This window comes from Sphingomonas sp. Leaf208, assembly GCF_001421415.1.
Taxonomy (GTDB): domain Bacteria; phylum Pseudomonadota; class Alphaproteobacteria; order Sphingomonadales; family Sphingomonadaceae; genus Sphingomonas.
Window position 1 is genome coordinate 530,568 of the sequence record NZ_LMKH01000012.1, and the last position, 19,578, is coordinate 550,145.

The 19,578-nt window shown below is 63.5% G+C and carries 13 protein-coding genes; 6 read left to right on the forward strand and 7 right to left on the reverse strand.

Going from position 1 to position 19,578, the window contains the following annotated elements:
- The first annotated feature begins 363 nt into the window (after positions 1-363).
- The 3 genes from ASE69_RS08640 to ASE69_RS21285 are packed head-to-tail and all read left to right on the forward strand — an operon-like array spanning position 364 to position 4,690.
- Entirely contained in the window at positions 364-2,874 is a 2,511-nt protein-coding gene (locus ASE69_RS08640) for a TonB-dependent receptor (RefSeq protein WP_056485158.1), read from the forward strand.
- 14 nt (positions 2,875-2,888) lie between these two features.
- A complete protein-coding gene (locus ASE69_RS21280; protein ID WP_200924144.1) occupies positions 2,889-3,962 on the forward strand; it encodes a Ca2+-dependent phosphoinositide-specific phospholipase C in 1,074 nt (357 codons plus the stop codon).
- Positions 3,962-4,690, forward strand: a complete 729-nt coding sequence (locus ASE69_RS21285) for an acid phosphatase (RefSeq protein ID WP_082452980.1) — start codon at positions 3,962-3,964, stop codon at positions 4,688-4,690. The genes ASE69_RS21280 and ASE69_RS21285 overlap by 1 nt, the downstream gene beginning before the upstream one ends.
- 66 nt (positions 4,691-4,756) lie before the next feature.
- On the opposite strand, the gene ASE69_RS08650 is transcribed toward ASE69_RS21285, so the two are convergent.
- From ASE69_RS08650 to ASE69_RS08675, 6 genes are all read right to left on the reverse strand, one after another.
- Entirely contained in the window at positions 4,757-7,756 is a 3,000-nt protein-coding gene (locus ASE69_RS08650) for a TonB-dependent receptor (RefSeq protein ID WP_056485333.1), read from the reverse strand.
- Positions 7,757-7,837: 81 nt separating this feature from the next.
- Positions 7,838-8,692 carry a FecR family protein gene (locus ASE69_RS08655; RefSeq protein WP_082452981.1) on the reverse strand — a complete coding sequence of 285 codons (855 nt, stop codon included), beginning with the start codon at positions 8,690-8,692 and terminating at the stop codon, positions 7,838-7,840.
- Positions 8,689-9,240 (reverse strand): RNA polymerase sigma factor, encoded by a 552-nt coding sequence (locus tag ASE69_RS08660; protein WP_162236861.1) that lies wholly within the window; start codon positions 9,238-9,240, stop codon positions 8,689-8,691. The genes ASE69_RS08655 and ASE69_RS08660 overlap by 4 nt, the downstream gene beginning before the upstream one ends.
- 96 nt (positions 9,241-9,336) lie before the next feature.
- Complete coding sequence (locus ASE69_RS08665; protein WP_056485164.1) at positions 9,337-10,890, reverse strand: alkaline phosphatase D family protein; 1,554 nt, start codon at positions 10,888-10,890, stop codon at positions 9,337-9,339.
- Between the two features lie 92 nt (positions 10,891-10,982).
- Positions 10,983-11,954, reverse strand: coding sequence for a FecR family protein (locus tag ASE69_RS08670; RefSeq protein WP_056485166.1), 972 nt, complete (start codon positions 11,952-11,954; stop codon positions 10,983-10,985).
- Positions 11,951-12,487 carry an RNA polymerase sigma factor gene (locus tag ASE69_RS08675; RefSeq protein WP_056485168.1) on the reverse strand — a complete coding sequence of 179 codons (537 nt, stop codon included), beginning with the start codon at positions 12,485-12,487 and terminating at the stop codon, positions 11,951-11,953. Before ASE69_RS08675 ends, ASE69_RS08670 begins: the two co-directional genes overlap by 4 nt.
- 241 nt (positions 12,488-12,728) lie before the next feature.
- Between ASE69_RS08675 and ASE69_RS08680 the strand changes: the two genes are divergently transcribed.
- Positions 12,729-15,698: a TonB-dependent receptor gene (locus ASE69_RS08680; RefSeq protein WP_162236863.1), complete on the forward strand. Its 2,970-nt coding sequence runs from the start codon at positions 12,729-12,731 to the stop codon at positions 15,696-15,698.
- A gap of 242 nt (positions 15,699-15,940) precedes the next feature.
- Here the strand turns inward: ASE69_RS08680 and ASE69_RS08685 are convergent, their stop codons facing one another.
- The gene (locus ASE69_RS08685; protein WP_056485172.1) at positions 15,941-16,486 is read right to left on the reverse strand and encodes a cytochrome b; all 546 of its coding nucleotides are present in this window, start codon (positions 16,484-16,486) and stop codon (positions 15,941-15,943) included.
- Between the two features lie 830 nt (positions 16,487-17,316).
- On the opposite strand from ASE69_RS08685, the gene ASE69_RS08695 reads away from it, so the two are divergent.
- Both ASE69_RS08695 and ASE69_RS08700 read left to right on the forward strand, forming a co-directional pair.
- The gene (locus tag ASE69_RS08695; protein ID WP_082452983.1) at positions 17,317-18,330 is read left to right on the forward strand and encodes a cupin-like domain-containing protein; all 1,014 of its coding nucleotides are present in this window, start codon (positions 17,317-17,319) and stop codon (positions 18,328-18,330) included.
- Positions 18,327-19,532, forward strand: a complete 1,206-nt coding sequence (locus ASE69_RS08700; protein ID WP_056485176.1) for an ROK family transcriptional regulator — start codon at positions 18,327-18,329, stop codon at positions 19,530-19,532. Before ASE69_RS08695 ends, ASE69_RS08700 begins: the two co-directional genes overlap by 4 nt.
- Positions 19,533-19,578: the final 46 nt, after the last annotated feature.

Genomic DNA, 19,578 nt, shown 5'->3' on the forward strand with positions numbered 1-19,578 from the left:
GATTGCTTGCCAGGGTATCGAGGTCTGGGCGCTAGCCGACCGACAACGGTCTGGTTACGAATACCCAGAAGCGGACGCTCGCAAGCTATCTAGTGAACTTGTCCGGCAGTCCTTGTTCTTGCGCTCTGACCGTCTGCGATCATCGTTTAGATATCCGCTCAAACGAACAGAAGCTGTCGAGGAGGCGCTTCATTACCCTTGTGCCGTAGCAGGTATTCGACCCCTCTCGTGAGGCTACATCATAGCTTCATTATAGTGGCGTCACGCGTCCGAAACAAAGGTGACGCTCAGCCGTCATCGAGGATGCTCATAACGCCCCGGACAAATCGGTTACAATCCGATTCACTACAGGGGTTCATGTTTATGCGTACCATCACCATGCTGCGGGCGACCGCGGCATCGCTGGTCATTCTGACCCCTGCATCCGTCGCTCATGCCCAGTCGACCCCCCTGGCGGAATCGACGCTCAGAGAAACCGACGACGCCACGAACGCAGGCGATGAGATCTTGGTCACCGGACGCCTGGGCACGGTCGCACAGAAGAAGGTCGATGCGAGCTATTCGATCACCACGATCAGCGAGAAGGACCTCCGCGAGCGTGCGATCGGCAATCTGGCGGAGGCGATGCAGCAGATCCCGGGCGTCTGGGCGGATTCCTCGGGCGGCGTCGGCGCGAACAACACCCGGGTCCGCGGCATCCCGCGCGGTGGCTACGAGTCGCTCGCGGTGTACGAGGACGGCCTGCCGATCCAGCACGATCCCGGCATCAACTGGATCAACGTCGACCAGTTCCTGCGCATCGACGAGACCTATTCGGGGATCGAGGCGGTTCGCGGTGGCCCCTCCTCGATCTTCGCTGCCAACGCGCCCGGCGGCCTCGTCAATTTCATCCCGCGCAAGGGCACGCCGCAACTGAGCGGCCTGCTCAAGCTGACGACATCCGACTATGGCCAGATCCGCGGCGACGCATGGCTCGGCGGACCGATCGCGGACGGCTGGCGCTTTTCGGTCGGCGGCTATTACAACAAGGACCAGGGCATCCGCGATCCAGGCCCGGCGGCGAACAACGGTGGCCAGGGTCGCGTACTGATCTCCAAGGACTTCGCGCGAGGGAGCATCTCGTTCGGCGTTAAGTACATGGAGGACAACAACTTCTTCTTCGACGCGATCCCGCTGGTGCGAAACGGCGACGACCTGAAGCCGCTCGCGCCGTTCAACGGCCATGACGACACGCTGACCGGACCGCAGGACGGCCGCGTCCAGATCAAGACGCCCGACGGTATCCGCAAGGCGCAGTTCAACCTGTTCAACCAGACCAGCGACCTGCAGTTCACGCTGAAGGGCAATACCGAGTTCGACGATGGCACGACGGTCAGCGGCGGGTTCCGCTATCGCGATTCCACCACCGATCGCAATGCGCGCGGACTGAACAGCCTCAACACGAAGGCCGCGCAATTATCCTCGGTCCGCGCCAATGCGGTCAAGGCGTTCGCAGGCCGCGGCGCGACCGACGTGCGGCTGGTCTATAACGATGACGGCAGCGCGTACGGCGCCAATGCGAACGGCAACGGCCTGGTCGGGGTCAACACCTTCCAGTCGATCCAGAACCCGATCAAGGAGACGATGGGCCTGATCGAACTCGGTCACGTGTACGAGACCGGGATCGGTCGCCACGACGTGAAGCTCGGGCTGTACGGCACAACCGCCGACTGGGCGCACGATCGGAACGACGGCGTCGGCCTGACCGAGGTCGCGCCGAATGCGCGCCTGCTCGATAACGTCGCAGTCAACGCGGGCGGTCAGGTCGTCGGGCGCGTCACCGACACGGGCATCCAGCGGTACGAGGCCCGGTTCGCGCATTCCTATGGCGGGTATGAGGACGTCGCGTTCTACATCTCCGACGAATGGCAGATCACGCCGAAACTGCGCGTCGATGGCGGCTTTCGCTACGAGACGATCTGGATCCACGGCTATTCGGAAGGCGTGAAGAGCTTCAATCTCGGCAATCCCGATACGCTGGCCGACGACAACGTCCTCTACGGCTCAGACGTGTTCAACCGCTTCGACCCGAAGTTCAGCGACCACAGCTACACGATCGGTGCCAACTGGCAATTCATGCCCGAAGCCGGCATCTTCGGCCGCTACACCAGCACCTACCGCCTGCCGCAGATCGGCCAGTACCGCGACAACGTGCTGCCGACCGGCATCCGCAGCCAGTCGATCGAACAGGCCGAGGCGGGCGTGAAATTCCAGAAGCCCTGGGGCAGTCTGTACGCCACGCTGTTCTACAATTCGTTCAAGGACGTGCAGTTCACCAACACGTATATCGACCCGGCATCGCTGCGGATCGTCCAGGAGATCAACTATGGCGACGTCAGCACGACCGGCGTCGAGCTTGAGGCGAACCTGAAGCCGGTGCGCTGGTTCGACGTCTCGGCGACCGCGACGTACCAGGAGCCGAAGTTCAAGAACTATACCTACAACACGATCGTCGCCGGGGCGCCCGTCACGACGTCGTTCGACGGCAACCGCCCGTCGAGCATGCCGAAGGTAATGGCGAGCATCCGGCCGCGCGTATCGTTGATCGGCGGACGTCTGCGCGTGCTGGGCGAATGGCGGTATGAGGGCGACAAGTTCAACGACGATTCCAACCTCGTGAAGCTGCCGGCGTTCTCGGTTTTCAATGCCTCCGCGGAGCTGGACGTGACGCAGAACGTCACAGTGCAGGTGAAGGGCACCAATTTGTCGAACGCGCTCGGCCTCGGCCAGGGCGGCGGGCAGCAGCTCGTACCCGGCGCGGCGGACGGTGCGGTGATCCTGGCGCGACCGATCCTCGGCCGCGCGGTGCAGGGTTCGGTGTTGTTCAAATTCTGATCGGGAGAGTATCTGTGAAGCGATCGATCGTGGCGGGGCTGAGCCTTGGCCTTCTTTGTCAGCCGGTAATAGCACGCGACACGGCGTCGCCGCTGCGGATCAACGACGTGGCGGTGATCGGCACGCACAACAGCTACAAGCAGCCGATGCCAGCCGCGACGATGGCGAAGGTGCGTGCGGCCGATCCGGCGATGGCCGATGCGCTCGATTATTCGCATCGCAGCTTGACCGAGCAGCTCGACGCCGGTGCGCGGCAACTCGAGATCGACGTAAACTACGATCCACAGGGCGGGCATTACGCGCGAGGCTCGGACGATCCGAAGCTCCAACGGCCGGGCTTCAAGGTGCTGCACATCCCCGGCATCGACAACGCATCGAGCTGCGTCCTGCTGACCGAATGCCTGACGATCATCCGCGACTGGTCGGCGAAGCATCCGCGGCATGTGCCGATCCTGCTGATGTTCAACGCGAAGGACGAGCAGAACGCAGCGCGGGGCGGGATCGATGCGCTACCGTTCGACGCGGCAGCGTATGATGCGCTCGATGCGGAGATCCGGTCCGTGATGGCGCCCGGCAAGCTGATCGTGCCCGACGACGTGCAGGGACGCTATCCCACGCTGCGGGAGGCGGTGCTTGCGGACAACTGGCCGTTGCTGGAGGCATCGCGCGGGAAATTCCTGTTCGCGCTGGACGAGCCCCCCGCCAAGGTCGCGGTGTATCGCGGCAAGCGGCGCTCGCTCGAAGGGCGCGTGTTCTTCATCAACACCGACGAAGCCTCGCCCGCCGCCGCCTATCTGACGCTCAACGATCCGGTCCGCGATGCCGATCGCATCCGCCGCGACGTCGCCGCGGGGTTCATCGTTCGCACGCGTGCCGACGCGAACACGCGCGAGGCCCGTGCCAACGACATCGTCCCTCGCGACACCGCGCTGGCGGGCGGGGCGCAGTTTGTATCGACCGATTATCTCTGGCCCGATCCGCGCCTGGCCGGAGGGTATCACGTCGCCCTGCCCGGTGGTCTGGTCGCGCGCTGCAATCCCGTACGCAGACCCAAGGGCTGCGGCGATCTCGACACGGGTCCCAAGTGATGCGGTCGCTTGCACTCATTGCCGTGCTGGCGCTGGCCACCGGTGCGACCGCATCGACGGATTATCTGCGGAACCGGTCGATGCCGGACCTGATGCAGGTCCTTCCCGCCCCGCCCAAACCCGGATCGCCGCAGGACCTCGACGACCGCGCGACGTTCCGCCAGACCCGCGCGATGCTCGGCACGCCACGCGGCGACATGGCGACGCGCGATGTGACCGACGATCGCTTCACCGTCTTCGCGTGTGCGATCGGCCGCAAGCTCGATGCGAGGTCATCCCCTGCCCTCACCCGCATCTTCGCGTGGATGGGCGACCAAAGAATGGTCGGCCGCGCCAAGGATGGCTTTGCCGTCAAGCGTCCGTATCTGAAGGACGATCTGCCGATCTGCGAACCGAAGACCGAGCATCTCGCAAGCAATGGCGATTACCCCTCAGGCCACACGACTTCGGGCTGGTCCGCCGCGCTGATCCTCGCCGAACTGATGCCCGACCGCGCTACGCAGATCCTGCGGCGCGGACGCCAATATGGCGAAAGCCGCTACATCTGCGGATCGCATAGCCGAAGCGCGGTCGAGGCGGGCTACATGGCGGGCTCGGTGCTGGTCGCGATGCTGCATGGCTCTGCCGAGTTCCGACGCGACATGGATGCGGCACGGACGGAACTTCGGCATGGGGCCAGCTCCGCACCCAGCGCGGCGCAATGCACCGCCGAAGCTCAAGCCGCATAGCACACCGTCCGTTGTCCTAGATATGGCAGCACGCCGTCCGCGCCGTTGCCGGCGCGGACGTGGAGTTCAGAAACTGGTCGTCACACCGAAGGTGAAGATGCGGCCGCTCCGGGTGTAGACGAGCGTCCGGTCGGTCGAGAGGTCGGTAAACTGCTCGATCGGCCGGTCGGTGACGTTGATCCCCTCGACGACGAAGCGCAGGTTCTTGACCGGGCTGTAGCGGACCTGAAAATCGACGTTGTTGGTCGGGCGGATGCCGTCACCGACATTGGCGTTGCCGCCTGCCCCCGTCAGATACCGGCTGCGATACGCGGTCGAGACGCGGGCACCGAAGCGTTCGGTCTCGTAATAGAGCGTGGCGTTGGCCGCCCATTTCGACAAATTGTAGAGCGGGATGCTCTTGACGACGCCATTGTAGACCGCGGTCTGGTCACCATCGATCCAGGTGCCGTTCGCAACGATGCCGAACCCGTCGAACGGCGCGGGCAGGAAGGTGAAATCGTGCTGGAACGCCGCTTCGATACCCTTGATGCTGGCGCCGTCCCCATTGATCGGGCGCGTGTAGTTGTACGGCGTCGTACCGTCCTGGCCCGGCAGCAGCAGCGAGACCGGGAAGCCCGTCGCGCTATAGGGAACCTGCGACGTCTCCGACGTGATGAAGCTGTTCAGGTCCTTCCAGAAGAAGCCGACCGACGCGAAGCCGTTGCGATCCATGTAATATTCAAGACCGGCCTCCGCCGAAGTCGACCGGAACGGCTGGAGATTGGGGTTGCCGACGGAGACGGATCCACCGAACGGCGCCACGGTCAGCGTTCCCGCCGCGGCAAGCTGGGGGAGGCCGGGACGGTTGACGTTGCGGCTGGCGGATGCACGCGCGATCAGCTTCGGCGTGATGTCGAGCGCGACGTTGAGCGCGGGCAACCAATCGTCGTTGCTGGTCCCGACAGTAACCGGCTGGAGCGTGGTCACGCCATTGGTCGCGGTGGCCAGCGACCCGCTCGAGACCAGGTCGGTGTGATAGTAGCGGACGCCGGCATTACCGCGCAGCCGCATCGACCCGATATCGGTATCGAGATCGAGATCGAGCTGCGTGAAGCCCGCCCAGGTCTTCTCCCGAATACGAAAGTCGCTGCCCGCGGTCAGGTTGGCGGCGGTCAGGTCCCGGTTGTTGCCGAGCAGCGCGTAGATTCCGGCAATGTCGCCGCCGATATACGGGAGCAGGCTGTCGCGGTTGATGACGTATTTCAGCGCATCGGGTATCGCGCGGTCGCTGGTCGCCGCGGTGCCGTAGAAGATGTTGGTGAGATACTGATACCCGCTGTTGGTGAAGCGCTTGTACTCGCCACCGACCTCGAGCTTCAGGATCGGCGTGAGGTCGTAGACCGCCTGGAGCTGACCGTTGAGATAGTCGCTCTTGATCATGTTCTCCTGCGTGACCAGCCGCTGGACGTTCCAGTTCGCCGGATTGGTCAGGTCGAAGCCGTAGGTGTTCACGGGGATCGTCGGCTGCATGTCGAAACTGAACGCGGTGTTGCGCGCCTGCAGGAAGATCTTGTCGAACGTCGGCTGGACGAAATTCGATTTCTGGTACCCGCCCAGCGCGGTCAGCTTCAGCCGATCGCCGACGTCCCAGCTCACATTCGCCACCGCCTGGTAGAAATCGGTCTGGTTCTCGACGCGGTGATGCTCGGTACGTTGATCGATTCCGGTATAGCTGGCGGCCACGAGCGAATTGCCCTGGATCGTCGCGGACCGGATGACCTGCGTACCGCTGACATTGCCGGTCAGCGCATTGTAACCGCCCGCCGCGATCGCCCAGTCGTCGCGCTTGTCGGCGAGGTGTCCGTACAGCAGGTCGACGTCGATCTTGAAATTGTCGCCGGGATGATATTGCAGCGCGCTGGTGACGCCGATCCGCTCGCGATCGGTGTACCAAGTCGACGGCGATTGCGCCTGAGGGGCGAAGATCGTGCCGCCGCGCAGCAGCGCCCGCGTCGGCGCGTCGATCTCTGGGCCGATGTTATTGGCGCCGTAGGTGACCTTGCCCCAGTTCCAGTTGCGATAGCCATATTCGTTGTTGCGAACCTTCGAATAGGCGACCGAGACGAGCGCACCGAAATCGCCCTGACGCTGCGAGAACAGGCCGACGAGCCGCGGGGTGACGCCGCTGGTCTGGTCGTTGGTTTGCCCCTTCACGGACAGCACGATCTTCTGGCCGTCATAGTCGAACGGCTTCGCGGTGAAGAGTTGCACCGTGCCGGCGATGCCGCCCTCGTCCTGATTGGCGGCATAGCTCTTCTGGACGCTCACGCGGTTGAACAGCTCGGAGGCGAACAGGCTGAAATCGAAGCCGCGGCTGCGACTGACGTTGCCGCGATTGTCCATGCCGGATGCGGTGTTGCCGAGCACTTCCATGCCGTTGAGCTGCGTGCGGGTGAAATCGGGGCCGAGACCGCGCAAGGCGATTTGGCGGCCCTCGCCGGTGTCGCGGGTGATCGCGACGCCGGGAACACGTTGCAGCGCCTCGGCGAGGTTCATGTCGGGAAATGCCGCGATGTCGGACGCGACGATGTTGTCCTCGGTCCCGACCGCGCGACGCTTCAGGTCTTGGGCAGCCAGCAGGCTGCTCCGATAGCCGTTGACGACGATGTCTGGGGTGGCCTCCGGCGTTTCCCGCGTGAGCGTGGTAGCTTGCGTCGCAGCGGCTGCAACGACTGGAGCGCGCGTACCGACGGGGCTCGGCGTTGGCACTGCCTGGTCCCGGCGGAGGATCGTCACGCCGTTGCTTTCGACCGGACGCAGCCCTGTCCCGCGTAGCAGCATGACGAGCGCTGCCGAGGTGGTAAGCCTTCCGCTGACGCCCTTGGTCCGTTGGCCGCGAATGAGCGCGGGGGCGGCGATAACCTGCATGCCGGTGACGCTCGAATAGACCGACAATGCCTGAGCGAGATCGCCTGCGGGAATGGTGAACATCCGTGCGCCCGTCGATTGCGCATCCGCCATCGTCGGTGCAACTAGAGCGAATGCTACCAAGGCCAGTGCCGACGTTCCGTGAAACCGCGTCATCATTTTCCCCCGTCTTGGCGCCGTCAGACGCCACCCGGAGGGAAGACGGTAAAGGCCGCCAAATCCGGACAGTGTTTTTCGTCAGTCCGCAGTTTTAAGCGTCAACGCCCCCTGCCCCTCGACGACCGTGAAGCCGAACCCGCTGCCGATGGCGTTCAGAAGCTGGCGCGGATGATCCGTGCGGAACCGACCGAACACCGTCGTCGACGCCAGCGGTTCCGCCGGGCGTGCGATCCTGATACCCCCCTGGCGATCAAGAATTTCGATGAGATCGTCGAGGCGCATGCCCGCCGTGTCGATCCAACCGCTGCGCCAGTCGGGTAACACCGGATCGAACTTCGTCGGCGCTGCCGCCACGCCGCCGCGTACGGCGCTGCGGTACCCCGCCCGGACCAAGACGCCGCGCGGCGCCCCTACCGGATCGAAGCCGACCGCGCCGCGATAGACGGCCAGCGCAACCTGTGTCCGGGTCAGGTCGAGGTCGAACGCGGTGCCGAGGACGCGTGTCTCGGTGGCGCCGACGCGCACGACGAAGGGGCGCGCCACGTCGTGCCGCACGTCGAAGAACGCCTGGCCCGCGAGTAGCTCGGCACGGCGCTGCCCATCGGCATAGACAATTCGAAGCCTAGTCGCGCCGTTGAGCGAGACGGTCGAGCCGTCCGCCAGCGTCACTGTAGTGCGTTCCCCCGCTCGAGTCGCAAACATACGCGTTGCAACCCGCGGCGCGGTCGGTGTCCCGACGAACCCGTCACTGGCCATGAACAGCAGGGCGATGGCGACCGGGGCGGTCGCGACGGCCGCGGTGGCCGATCGCCGCCGACGCCTGAGGGACCGAACCTGCTCGTCCGACAACCGGCCGCACCGTGTCGCCACTTTTTGCAGTACACCGGCAAGCGCGGCTTCGCTCACCGGTGTTGCACCGCCGGCTACGGTCACGCGCCCGCCTCCATCGTGAAGCCGCGCTTGGCAAGCGCGCCGCGGAGGTCCTGAAAGGCGCGGACGACGTGCTTCTCGACGGCCGCCTTGCTCATGTCCAAACTCGTGGCGATCGTGTCTGTCCTAAGTCCGTCGAGCCGCTTGCGCAGGAAAATCTCGCGGCGCAGCGGCGGCATACGCTCGAGTGCATCCGCCATGATCACCACGGCACGACGGAAGGCCAGCACCCTGTCGGCCGTCGGCTGCTGGCAAACGATCGCGTCATCCAGTTCGACATGCGCTGAGCGCCGCGCGGTGCGGTGATAGTCGAGCAGCAGGTTGCGCGCGATCGCAAAACACAGCGCCTTCATGTCGTTGACCCGCGCAGTCGCCTGGTACGCGAACAGCCGTAAATAGGTCTCCTTCACCACGTCGTCGCCATCGGCATGGTGATCCAACCGGCTTTGCACGAACCGACGCAACGCCCCCGCCAGCGCCGCGTCCGGATATTCCAGCGTCAGGACATGCGCAGGCGACGGCCATTCGCCGAGAGATCCTCTGCTGTTCACCAAGCCCCCATCTGCCGTTCTGGAGCGTCTTATGAGGCGATCGTGAAGGCAGCATGACAGCACCGGGATGCATGATCGGACTTGGCGTCCAGATCGTCAGGCTGGTTGCGGACCAGGCTGCTTGGGATCCACGACGAATTTGGCGATCGTTGCAATCGTGCCACCCGGCCGATCGACCTGATCCATCGCCTTCACTTCGGCCAGCCACCGATCCGGCGTCACGGTGAAGAGCTGATAGCCGCGCTGGTTGTTGAGCAGGCTGACGTTCGGATTATTGTCCAGCGCGCGACTTTCTCCCGCATAATGCGCACCGCCCGTGCCGCCCGACGAAATCGACGTCGCGAGAAATTCCGTCGCGATCGCCGGACCGCCGACGTCTTCCATTTTTCGCGGCACCGATCCGACGACATGCTGGTGCAGATCGCCGCTGCCGATCACAACGTTGGTCAGGCCCCGGTGGGCGATGCCGTCGACGAGCCGTTGGCGCGACAGCGGATAGCCGTTCCAATTGTCCTTGCCGATGACGGGCGTGGAGGCGCCGTCCTTGCGGGCGTCGTACGGCATGAACAGCACTTGTTGCGCGATGAAGTTCCAGCGCGCGTCGTTGGCAAGTCCGCGATTCAGCCAGCTCTCCTGTGGTGCCCCCATCATCGTGCGCTCTGGCCGATCGACGGGAATACAGGCGTCGAGTTCCGCGCGACCTATACCGGGATGCTCGCAGAGCTGATCGCTGCGGAACGAGCGCGTGTCGAGCACGTGCATGCGAACGAGATTGCCGTAGTCGAGCCGGCGATAGGCAACCCCCGCCCCGGGGCGTTGCGCGCGGCGCACGGGGACGTGTTCGTACCAGGCCTGCATCGCGGCCGCCTTGCGCAACGCGAACACATCGGGCCGGTTGCCGTCCTTGTCGAATTCGCCTGCCCAATTGTCGTCAATCTCGTGATCGTCGAACGACATGATGAACGCGACCGCGGCGTGCGCCGCCTGGAGGTTGGGATCCGCTTTGTATTGGGCGTAACGGCGGCGATACTGATCCAGCGTATAGGTCTCGGCGCCGAGGTGCTTACGCGGGCTGGGTTCGGTGCGCGGGGCCATCTCGTAGATATAGTCGCCATAATGGAACACCGCGTCGAGATCGGGCTCGCGCGCGACATGCGCATAGGCGGTGAAGAACCCCGTCTCGAAATCCTGGCAGCCCAGCATCGCCAGCCGCAGCCGGTCGAGCGATGCGCCCGCCGCAGGGGCGGTGCGCGCGGTGCCGACCGGGCTTGATCTGGCACCCGTGACGAGGAAGCGATACCAATAGGGGCGATGCGGCCGCAGCCCGTCGATCTCGACATGGACCGAGTGTGCCAGCGCGGCTTCGGCCATCGCCGGGCCTGCACGAACGATTTTTTGAAAACCGGGATCTTCGGCGACTTCCCAGCGGACCGCGACATCGTGCGGCGGCATGCCGCCATCGGGCGTTTGCGGCTCGGGCGCCAGCCGCGTCCAGATCACGAACCCGTCGGGCAAGGGGTCCCCCGAGGCGACGCCGAGCGTGAACGGATCACGCGTGAACGTTGCACGCGCGAGCAGGCGGGGGGCACTTCCCAGCAACGGGAGCGAGAAGCCAGCCTTGACCAGATTGCGGCGATCGAACTGAGGCACAAGGACACTCCCTCACGGCAGGCGCGGGTCGCGACCACGTATGCCGGGAAGACGGAGCAGCCGGGCGAAACCCGACAGGCTAAATGACGGGACTATCGGTCCGCGTTGCCTGCGGGACGGATGGCGATCGTTTTCGGACCATAAGCGACGTCGACGTGATAGGCAGTCTCCACCGCCTTCAGCACGCGGTCGGTATCCGAAACATGGAAGCGTCCGCTGATCGGGAGCGCCTGTAGGGCGGCATCCTGCAACAGGATCGGCCGCGCCGAATACCGTTGCACCTTGCCGATCAACACCCCGAGCGGAATATCGGACGCCTCGAACCATCCGGACTTCCAGTCGGGCGCGCTGACCGCGATACGCGGTTGCGCCGTGACATGGCCGTCCACGACGCGCGCGCCGTCGCCCTTGCGCAGCACGAGGTCGGCCTGATCGGCCACGCCGACCTCCACCGCGCCGCGATACACTGCGACGGCGGTCCGCGTCGGACCCTGGCGATCGACGTTGAACGCCGTGCCCAGGACGCGCACCGTGGTGGAGCCGCTCTCGACCCGGAACGCTCGGGCACTTTCATGGCGAACGTCGAAATACACCTCGCCTCGCACGAGCTCGGCGTTGCGTTTCCACGGCAAGATCTGCACGCGAAGCTCGGTATCGCCGCTCATGTCGACGCGAGATCCGTCCGCCAGGACAACGGATCTGCTCTTGCCGGCAAGGGTACGATAGGTCGTCGTCGACAACGCTGGCAAGATCAGTACGATCGCGAGCAACAGCGCGCAGGCCGCGGCCGCGAACTGCGGGAGGGTGCGCCACGTTCGCCGGGGTCGCGCGCCCGATGCCAGTGGCGCGAGCCCGGCGGCGGGTGCGCTTTCAGCGTGGTTTAGCGCCTCGACTAGCGCTTCGGACTGCCACAACGCCTGCAGATCGGCAAAGACCTCCCGATGACGTGCCGACGCTGCCATCCAGGCATCGAAGGCTGGCCCCGCAGCGGCGTCGAATACCGGCTGGTTGATACGGTCGATCCAGGCGGCTGCTTCCTCCGCGATCTGGCTCTCACGGTTCATCGCACATTTCCAGAAGCGCACACTTCTCCCGGCATCGCCTTGTGGAGGTCTGCCAGGCCACGCGTTATGTGCTTCTCTACCGCCTTCGGGCTCAACCCCAGTTCCCTCGCTATCGCGGCACAACTCTGCCCCTGCAATCGCCGACGGACAAGCACGTCGCGGCGCAGCGGTGGCATCGCCGCCAGTGCTTGCCGCAAGATCGCGACCTCCTGCCGACCGACCAGTACCCGATCGGGCAGCGGCGCATGGCTGACGGGCTCTTCCTCGCGTTCAGAGACATAGCGGCTGTCGCGGCGATGATGGTCGATCAGCAAGTTCGCAGCGATCCGGAAGCCCAACGCATAAACGCTCACCAAGGTCTGCACGCGACTCTGGTGCACCAGCCGCGACAGTGTCTCCTGCACGACGTCCTCGACCACGTCGGTGCGGTTGGTGCGCGCCCTCACGTATCGGCTCAACGTCGCAGCGATTGCGCGCCAATCCTCAGAAGGAACTCCCTTACAGCTCTTAATCTGGTGCAGTATGGCGGGCATGGAGTATCCGGGTTGCTGGTCCCGCCGACCTAGACCGCGTTTGTGACAATCTCGGTGAGATCGGCAAAAGTGGGACAAGTAAACCGACGCGTTTGCAGACCCGTGAGTAAGCAACCGGATTGCAACATCCGTGTAACATAAATGAAACTAAATAGATTGTCGGGTTTATCGCCCGAGGCTCGTCTTTCCCGCAAACCATCTGGGGGAAGACATGTTCCACAAAATTCGATGCTCGCATCTTTTGTTTAGTTCCGTCGCGCTGTCCGTCTTCGTCAGCGCGCCTGCTGTCGCGCAGGCGGCGTCGACGCCGCGCCAGTTCACGTTCGATGTGCCGGCGCAGGACCTCGGCAATGCGCTGTTGGCCTTTTCGCGCCGGACTGGTCTGCAGCTCGCCTCGTCGCCGTCGCTGTTGAAGGGCGTCCGTGGCCAGCGCCTGCGCGGGCGGATGACCGCCGAAGAAGCCCTCGCGCAGCTCACAGCGGGTAGCGACCTGGACGGCCGGATCGTCGACGGTACGGTAACGGTGGTCCGTCACATGCGCTTCGCCACGGCGGGGGCGTCCGTCCCTGCCGTGGCACTTGGCGGCGTGGCCCCACAGGTAACGAGCGCGTCCGACGTGCAACTCGAGAACGGCACCGATATCGTCGTCACGGGCTATCGCGAGAGCATCGCCAAGGCGCAGCAGATCAAGAAAGCGGCGACCGGATCGCAGGACGTCATCCTGGCGCAGGACATCTCCGCCTTTCCCGACCAGAATCTTGCGGAAGCGCTGCAGCGCATTCCCGGCGTCGCGATCACGCGAGACAGCGGCGAAGGCCGGCAAATCTCGCTGCGCGGGCTCGGCGCGGATTTCACGCGTACCCAGCTCAACGGCATGGAGGTGCTCACCAACACCTCGTCGGGGCTCGACAGCCGATCGTCGGTCAGCCGTTCGCGTTCTTTCGATTACAGCATATTCGCCTCCGAGCTCTTCAACAAAGTCGTGGTCGAGAAATCCTATGCGGCCGAGCAGGATGAGGGCGGCATCGGCGGTACCGTCGGGCTGCACACCGCCAAGCCGTTCGACTATGCCGGGCTCACAGTCGTCGCGTCCGCAAAGGGGCAGACGAACCAGTATACCAAGGATATCACGCCGCGGTTGGTAGGGCTGATATCGGACCGCTGGGGAGATTTCGGCTTCCTGGCATCGGTCGCGTACAGCACGGCTGACACGGTCGAATTCGGCTATCGCAACTGGAACTGGTCGCAGATCAATTTCGGTGCCCGCAATGTCGGGCCGACCGTCTCGGCGGCGGACCGCGCGCTGCTGGTGGGTGCGACCGGCGCCAACAGGATCTGGAACAGCCGTGCGCAGACCTATGCGACCTTCTTCAACAAGCGCGAGCGACTGGGCCTGACCACCGCCTTGCAATATCATCCCGACGACCGCACCGACGTGTCGCTCGACGTGCTGTACGGCAAGCTGAATAACGATCGCACTTCGGGCGTGATCGGCGCCGCAGGAACGAACGGCATCGCCGCCAACAACGTCACCGGCACGCAGGTGCTGACCGGTGTGACCTTCGACGATTACAACGACATCGTCGGCGCATCGTTCGATCATGTCGACATGCGGACCGAATCGAAGGTCACACATGACCAGACGACTTTCTGGCAGGCGGCGCTGAACGGCCACACCGATCTCAGCAGCAACCTGACGGTCAATTTCCTCGGCGGCTGGTCGAAATCGACGTTCGGTTCAGACTATGCCCAGGTGTTGCTGGAGTCCGTCGACAAGAGCTACTCCTTCTCAGGCCTGAACACGGGGTCGCCACGCACCAGCTACGGCTTCGACACGACCGACGCTTCGCAATGGGACCTGCAGGGCCTCGAAACCCGCGCCGATCGCATCACGAGCGAATTCTACAACAGCAAGGCGGAACTCGCCTGGACCGTCGGCTCGGGTTCGACGATCAAGGCGGGAGCCGGGTTCAAGCGCTTCACGAACAGCGGCTGGCAGCGCAAGGTCAACCCGAACTACGAGGACAAGCCGGGCAACCCCGACGTACCGACCAGCGTCCTGTCGAACAGCACCCTCGCCCCATACATTATCGGCGACGTGGCGGAGACCTACGCGCTACTCGGCCAGAGCACGACCGTGGATGCGAGCCGCACCGTCACCGGCACCGCCTACGACCTGCTCGAGAAAACCTATGGCGCGTATCTGCAATACGACCTCAACACCCAGCTCGGCAGCGTTGGGCTGCGCGCCAATTTCGGTGTGCGCTATTACCATACGGACCTTGGTTCGTCGGGAACGGCGCTGGTCGGCGGCGTGCTCGTGCCCGTAGACGTGACCAACAGCTATGACGGCTTCCTGCCCGCGGCGAACCTAGCGTTCGATATCAGCCGGTCGCTGGTCTTCCGCCTGAGCGGCAACCGCAATTTGAGCCGCCCCGCGTTGAACGACATGCGCGAGGCGGGCACGCTCAACCTCGCCACGTTCGGCGGCACGGTCGCTGCCGGCAACCCCAACCTTGCGCCCTTCAAGGCGGACTCCGTCGAGACCTCGCTGGAATATTATGACGGGCAGCGCGGCTCGCTGGCGATAGGCGCCTTCTACAAGAAGATGGACTCGTACATTACCTCGGAGACGCGGCTCGTCGCCTACGACACCACGGGATACCCCGCCGCGCTGCTGCCCCCCGGCGTCAGCCCATCCGTACTGGTGAACTATACCCGTCCGATCAACGGGCCAGGCGCGTCGATCAAGGGCATCGAGATCGCGGCGAAGCGCGACTTCGACTTCCTGCCCGCGCCGTTCGACAAGCTCGGCGTGCTCGGCAACGTGACCCTCGCCAGGGGATCGAGCGACGTGTTTTACTCGGGGGTAGCGGTCCGCCTGCCCTTGCCGACGCTGTCGAAATTCTCGTCCAACGCGACGCTCTATTACGATACCGATCACTGGGGGGTGCGCGGCTCCCTGGCGACGCGGTCGCGCTATCGCTGGGGCGATGGCGGCAACGGCAACATCGGCGAATACATCAAGGGCACGACGAACCTGGACGCGTCCGCCTATGTCAATCTGACGCGGCAGTTCAAGCTGTCGCTGGACGTGATCAACATCACCGACGAGCCCATCGTCCAATATGCCGACGGCACCGCCAAACGCGTGATGACCAACACGGTGAGCGGCCGCACGTTCGCATTCGGCGGGACCATGCGGTTCTAGCGGAATACAGGAGGGGGCAAGCGCCGCCATGCGCCGGCTTGCCCCCTCCAGCTGGCATTTCGTCCGTCACTCCTTGGGACGCTATCGCCTGGTGAGCCTTTCCGCTGCAGACGTCCCGTTCCTTCTCGTCAAAGGTTTTGCATCGTTTTGATGGGCAGCAATCGTTCGGGGCGAGTTCGACGAAGAAAATGCGATCCTACGCCTGCAAATCACTAAGAGTTTCATGACCCGGTCAGCAGCCCTTACAACATTCGATGAAGAACATCGGTGTCGCGCTCACGATCGAAAAAGCGATGTTTGACGACGCCCAATATATGCAGCGTGATGAGCGCGAGCATCGTGTAAGCCAGGGTCTTGTGTACCCACTCAAATATTGCAAAGGCATCGTCGTTCTTAGCTAAAATCTCCGGCAAATTGATGCCGAAAAACGGGACGCCGTCACTCTGAGTGAACGAACTGGACATTGCGTAACCCATCAGCGGAACGACCACCGCCAGCGTCAACATTGCATATTGGACAATGGTCGACAGCATATTCTCCCAGCCGCTCAATTCGGCGGGATGCGGGGGCAGCGTCGAACGCGTTCGCACTACCAGCGCTGTGAGGCCAATGATGAACGCGAGGACCCCAAATTCCTTGTGAACGGGATACATCCACTCGAATTTGACGGCGGTGCTGTCGGGTAGCGAGGTCATCAGCCATCCGAGCGCGATCAGCCCGATGATCAAGCCAGCGCGGGTCCAGTGCAGGGCCCGCATCGGCAGGGTGTAACGATCGCGACCGGTCATTGCTCAATCCTTGCAGCGCAGGGCCGATCGTCGTGCTGGACGAAGAGTGTCCTCTCTCACGCTGTTTTTTCCATCAGCGAGGCGGCACGTTCGACATCGATCGGTAATTCGTTTTGCCGCGCGCCTAACACGCACGATCCGTAATCCTATACCCGCAATCTGGAGCCAGGATATATGATGATATAAACGGAGCGCTCGATCATCAGATCGTTTTGGATCTAAGCCGCGGATGATCTGCTTGCCTATCTTCACAAGCCATCCGCACGATGTTTTCTGTCACTAGCTCTTTCTGACAGGATCGCAGCGAACGCCGAGGCGTAAAAGAGATCTTACGGCGACGACTAGCCGGTAGCGCACCGTAACCAGCCCCGACACGGCACGCGTGCCGGTCCAGCGACGGCCGAGGCTATGGTCGGGCATTGTGTAGTCCGTGGTTTGGACGCCGACCACGCCATCCTCATCGGATACCGGCACTCCCTCAACGGTTTCCGCTAAGGGGACCAAGCCAACGAACCGGATTGGCGCGACGAACGATAAAGTCTGTCGAGGTTTGCCGAGCATAATCCGCTGCTCGACTTCAACCCCGGTAACCTCATGATCGGTGCCCCTCTCTGGCCACAGTATTACCGTTAGCGAAGACAGGGATCCAGACCCGTTCTTGCTATTGTCGCGAGCGATCAAAACCGGTGCCGGTAAAGCTGTCAGCAATCGCCAACCGCGGCAATGGAATCAGTCCCAGTTTCGCGCGGCAGATCGTCCTATTGAACGTTTCGGTGCGGTTGCCGCGCTCCAGCCTTTCGTTTCCGGGACAACCAAGGCAAAGCGGCCGCATGGAGACGATCGGCAAACCGGTTCGCGAATGGCACGGCGTCACGCGGCAGATTTTCGAGACTGAGGTCGTACCGATGGGTGAACCAGCGGTACTCCGCGGTCTCGTGGCGGATTGGCCGGCAACCATCGCTGGCAGCCGTACGGGCCGTGAACTGGTCACATATTTGGCGTCCCATGACTCGGGCGCGCCGCTGTCGACCTATGTCGGCGCACCCGCCATCGCCGGCAGGTTCTTTTACCGGGAGGACATGAACGGCTTCAACTTCGACCGCGGGACAGCGCCGTTTCGCGCCGTAGCCGATATGTTGCTCGGCGATCTTGCGAGGGGTGCGGGTCCGGCGATCTACAGTGGCGCTGCATCCGCGGTGGAACACTTCCCGACATTCGCCGCCGACAACCCCATGCCATTGCTCGAGCCGACGGCGACACCCCGGTTGTGGATCGGGAATGCGGTGACGGTATCGACGCATTACGACACTGCCGACAATATCGCCTGCGTGGCTGTAGGCCATCGCCACTTTACCCTGTTCCCCCCCGCACAGGTCGCCAACCTGTATGTCGGGCCTTTGGAAAACACGATTTCCGGTCAACCCGTCAGCATGGTCGACCCGTTGGCGCCCGACCTGGAGCGCTTTCCTCGCTATGCTCTGGCGGCGGAGACTGCGCGATCGGCGGTGCTGGCGCCCGGCGACGCGATCTATGTGCCGACGATGTGGTGGCATCACGTTCGCTCGACCGAACGCCTCAACCTGCTCGTCAATTACTGGTGGAGCCCGCCGAACGATGCGTCCGCGTTCGAAGCGCTGATCTATGCGATGTTGGCCGTTCGCAACCGGCCGGCAGTGGAACGCCAGAACTGGCGGGCGTTTTTCGATCACTATGTGTTCGATGCTGACGCTGCCGACGCGGAACATCTGCCCGAACATGCACGCGGTATCCTTGGCCCCAGCAGTCCGGAGAGAACGGCGCTCATGCGCGAGTTTCTCCAGCGTGGACTGGGACGAAGGTCTTGAACGACCGGCGACACGCGAGGCTGACGGTCAGTCTGTCAGGCACGAACCTCGAACGGGCAGCGGACTATAACCAGCGCGTGGTATTGCAGGCGATCCGCTTGCGAGAGGTGACCACACGGCAGGAGCTCGTCGCGGTGACGGGTCTGACGCCGCCGACCATCGCGACGATCACCCGCCGCCTGATCGCCGCGGGCCTGGTCCGGATCGTCGGACGGCTACAACAGGGACGCGGGCAGCCTGCCGTGCAATTGGGGATAGATCCCGACGGTGCGTTCGGCATCGGGGTCAATATCGACCGCGACCATTTGACCTTTGTCATTCTCGATCTGGCCGGAAATGTTCGCGCGCGCGTTTCCCAGGACATTGCCTATGCCCTTCCTGATCAGGTGCGAACATTCGTCGCCGGGGCGGTAAAGACCTGCTGCGAAAACCCTCGCGTCATGGTCGACCGGATCGTCGGCGCGGGCATCGCGGTTCCCGAACCGTTCAGCAAGGCCGGCTTTCACGATCAACCGGCCGGCTATTCGGTATGTAATGATCTCGACGTCGCAGGCTTGCTGTCGGACCTGATGCCCTGGCCGCTGCATGTCGACAACGATGCCGCAACGGCCGCGCTGGGCGAGCTGGAGTTTGGATCGGGCCGCAATTGCCACAATTTCTTCTACCTGTTGATCGGTGCGGGTCTTGGCGGCGGCCTAGTGATCGATGGAAGCTATTATAGAGGCGCGTCCGCAAGAAGTGGTGAAGTCGGGTACATTTTGAGCCGGGTTCCTGCTTCGAGCGGAAAGTCCATCGAAAGCCGCGTTTCGCTTTCCGCTCTGTACGATCGCCTGTCGGACGCTGGGTGCCTGAGCGGGACACTCGCCGCGCTCGGCCTGGACGACGCTCGTACCAAAAGCGTCATCGACTCGTGGATCGCCGAAGCTGCCGAGATGCTGGTCGATCCGATGATCGCGATCAATTGCCTCATCAATCCGCAGGCTGTGCTGGTGGGAGGCCGGTTGCCCGAACCGCTGATCGATGCCCTGGTCGTGGCCTTGACGCATGCGCTCGCCGAGCACGCCGCGGATATGCCGTCGATTGCGCCGATCAGGCGTGCTGCCATGGCCGCCGACGCGCCGGCGGTTGGCGCCGCGCTGTTACCATTCAGCGATCTCATGCTGCCCTCGGACGCTATCCTGATGAACGTCGGACGCGACTGAGCGCATTTTGTGAAAATCAAAATCAATATTGATTGACGAGACCTCC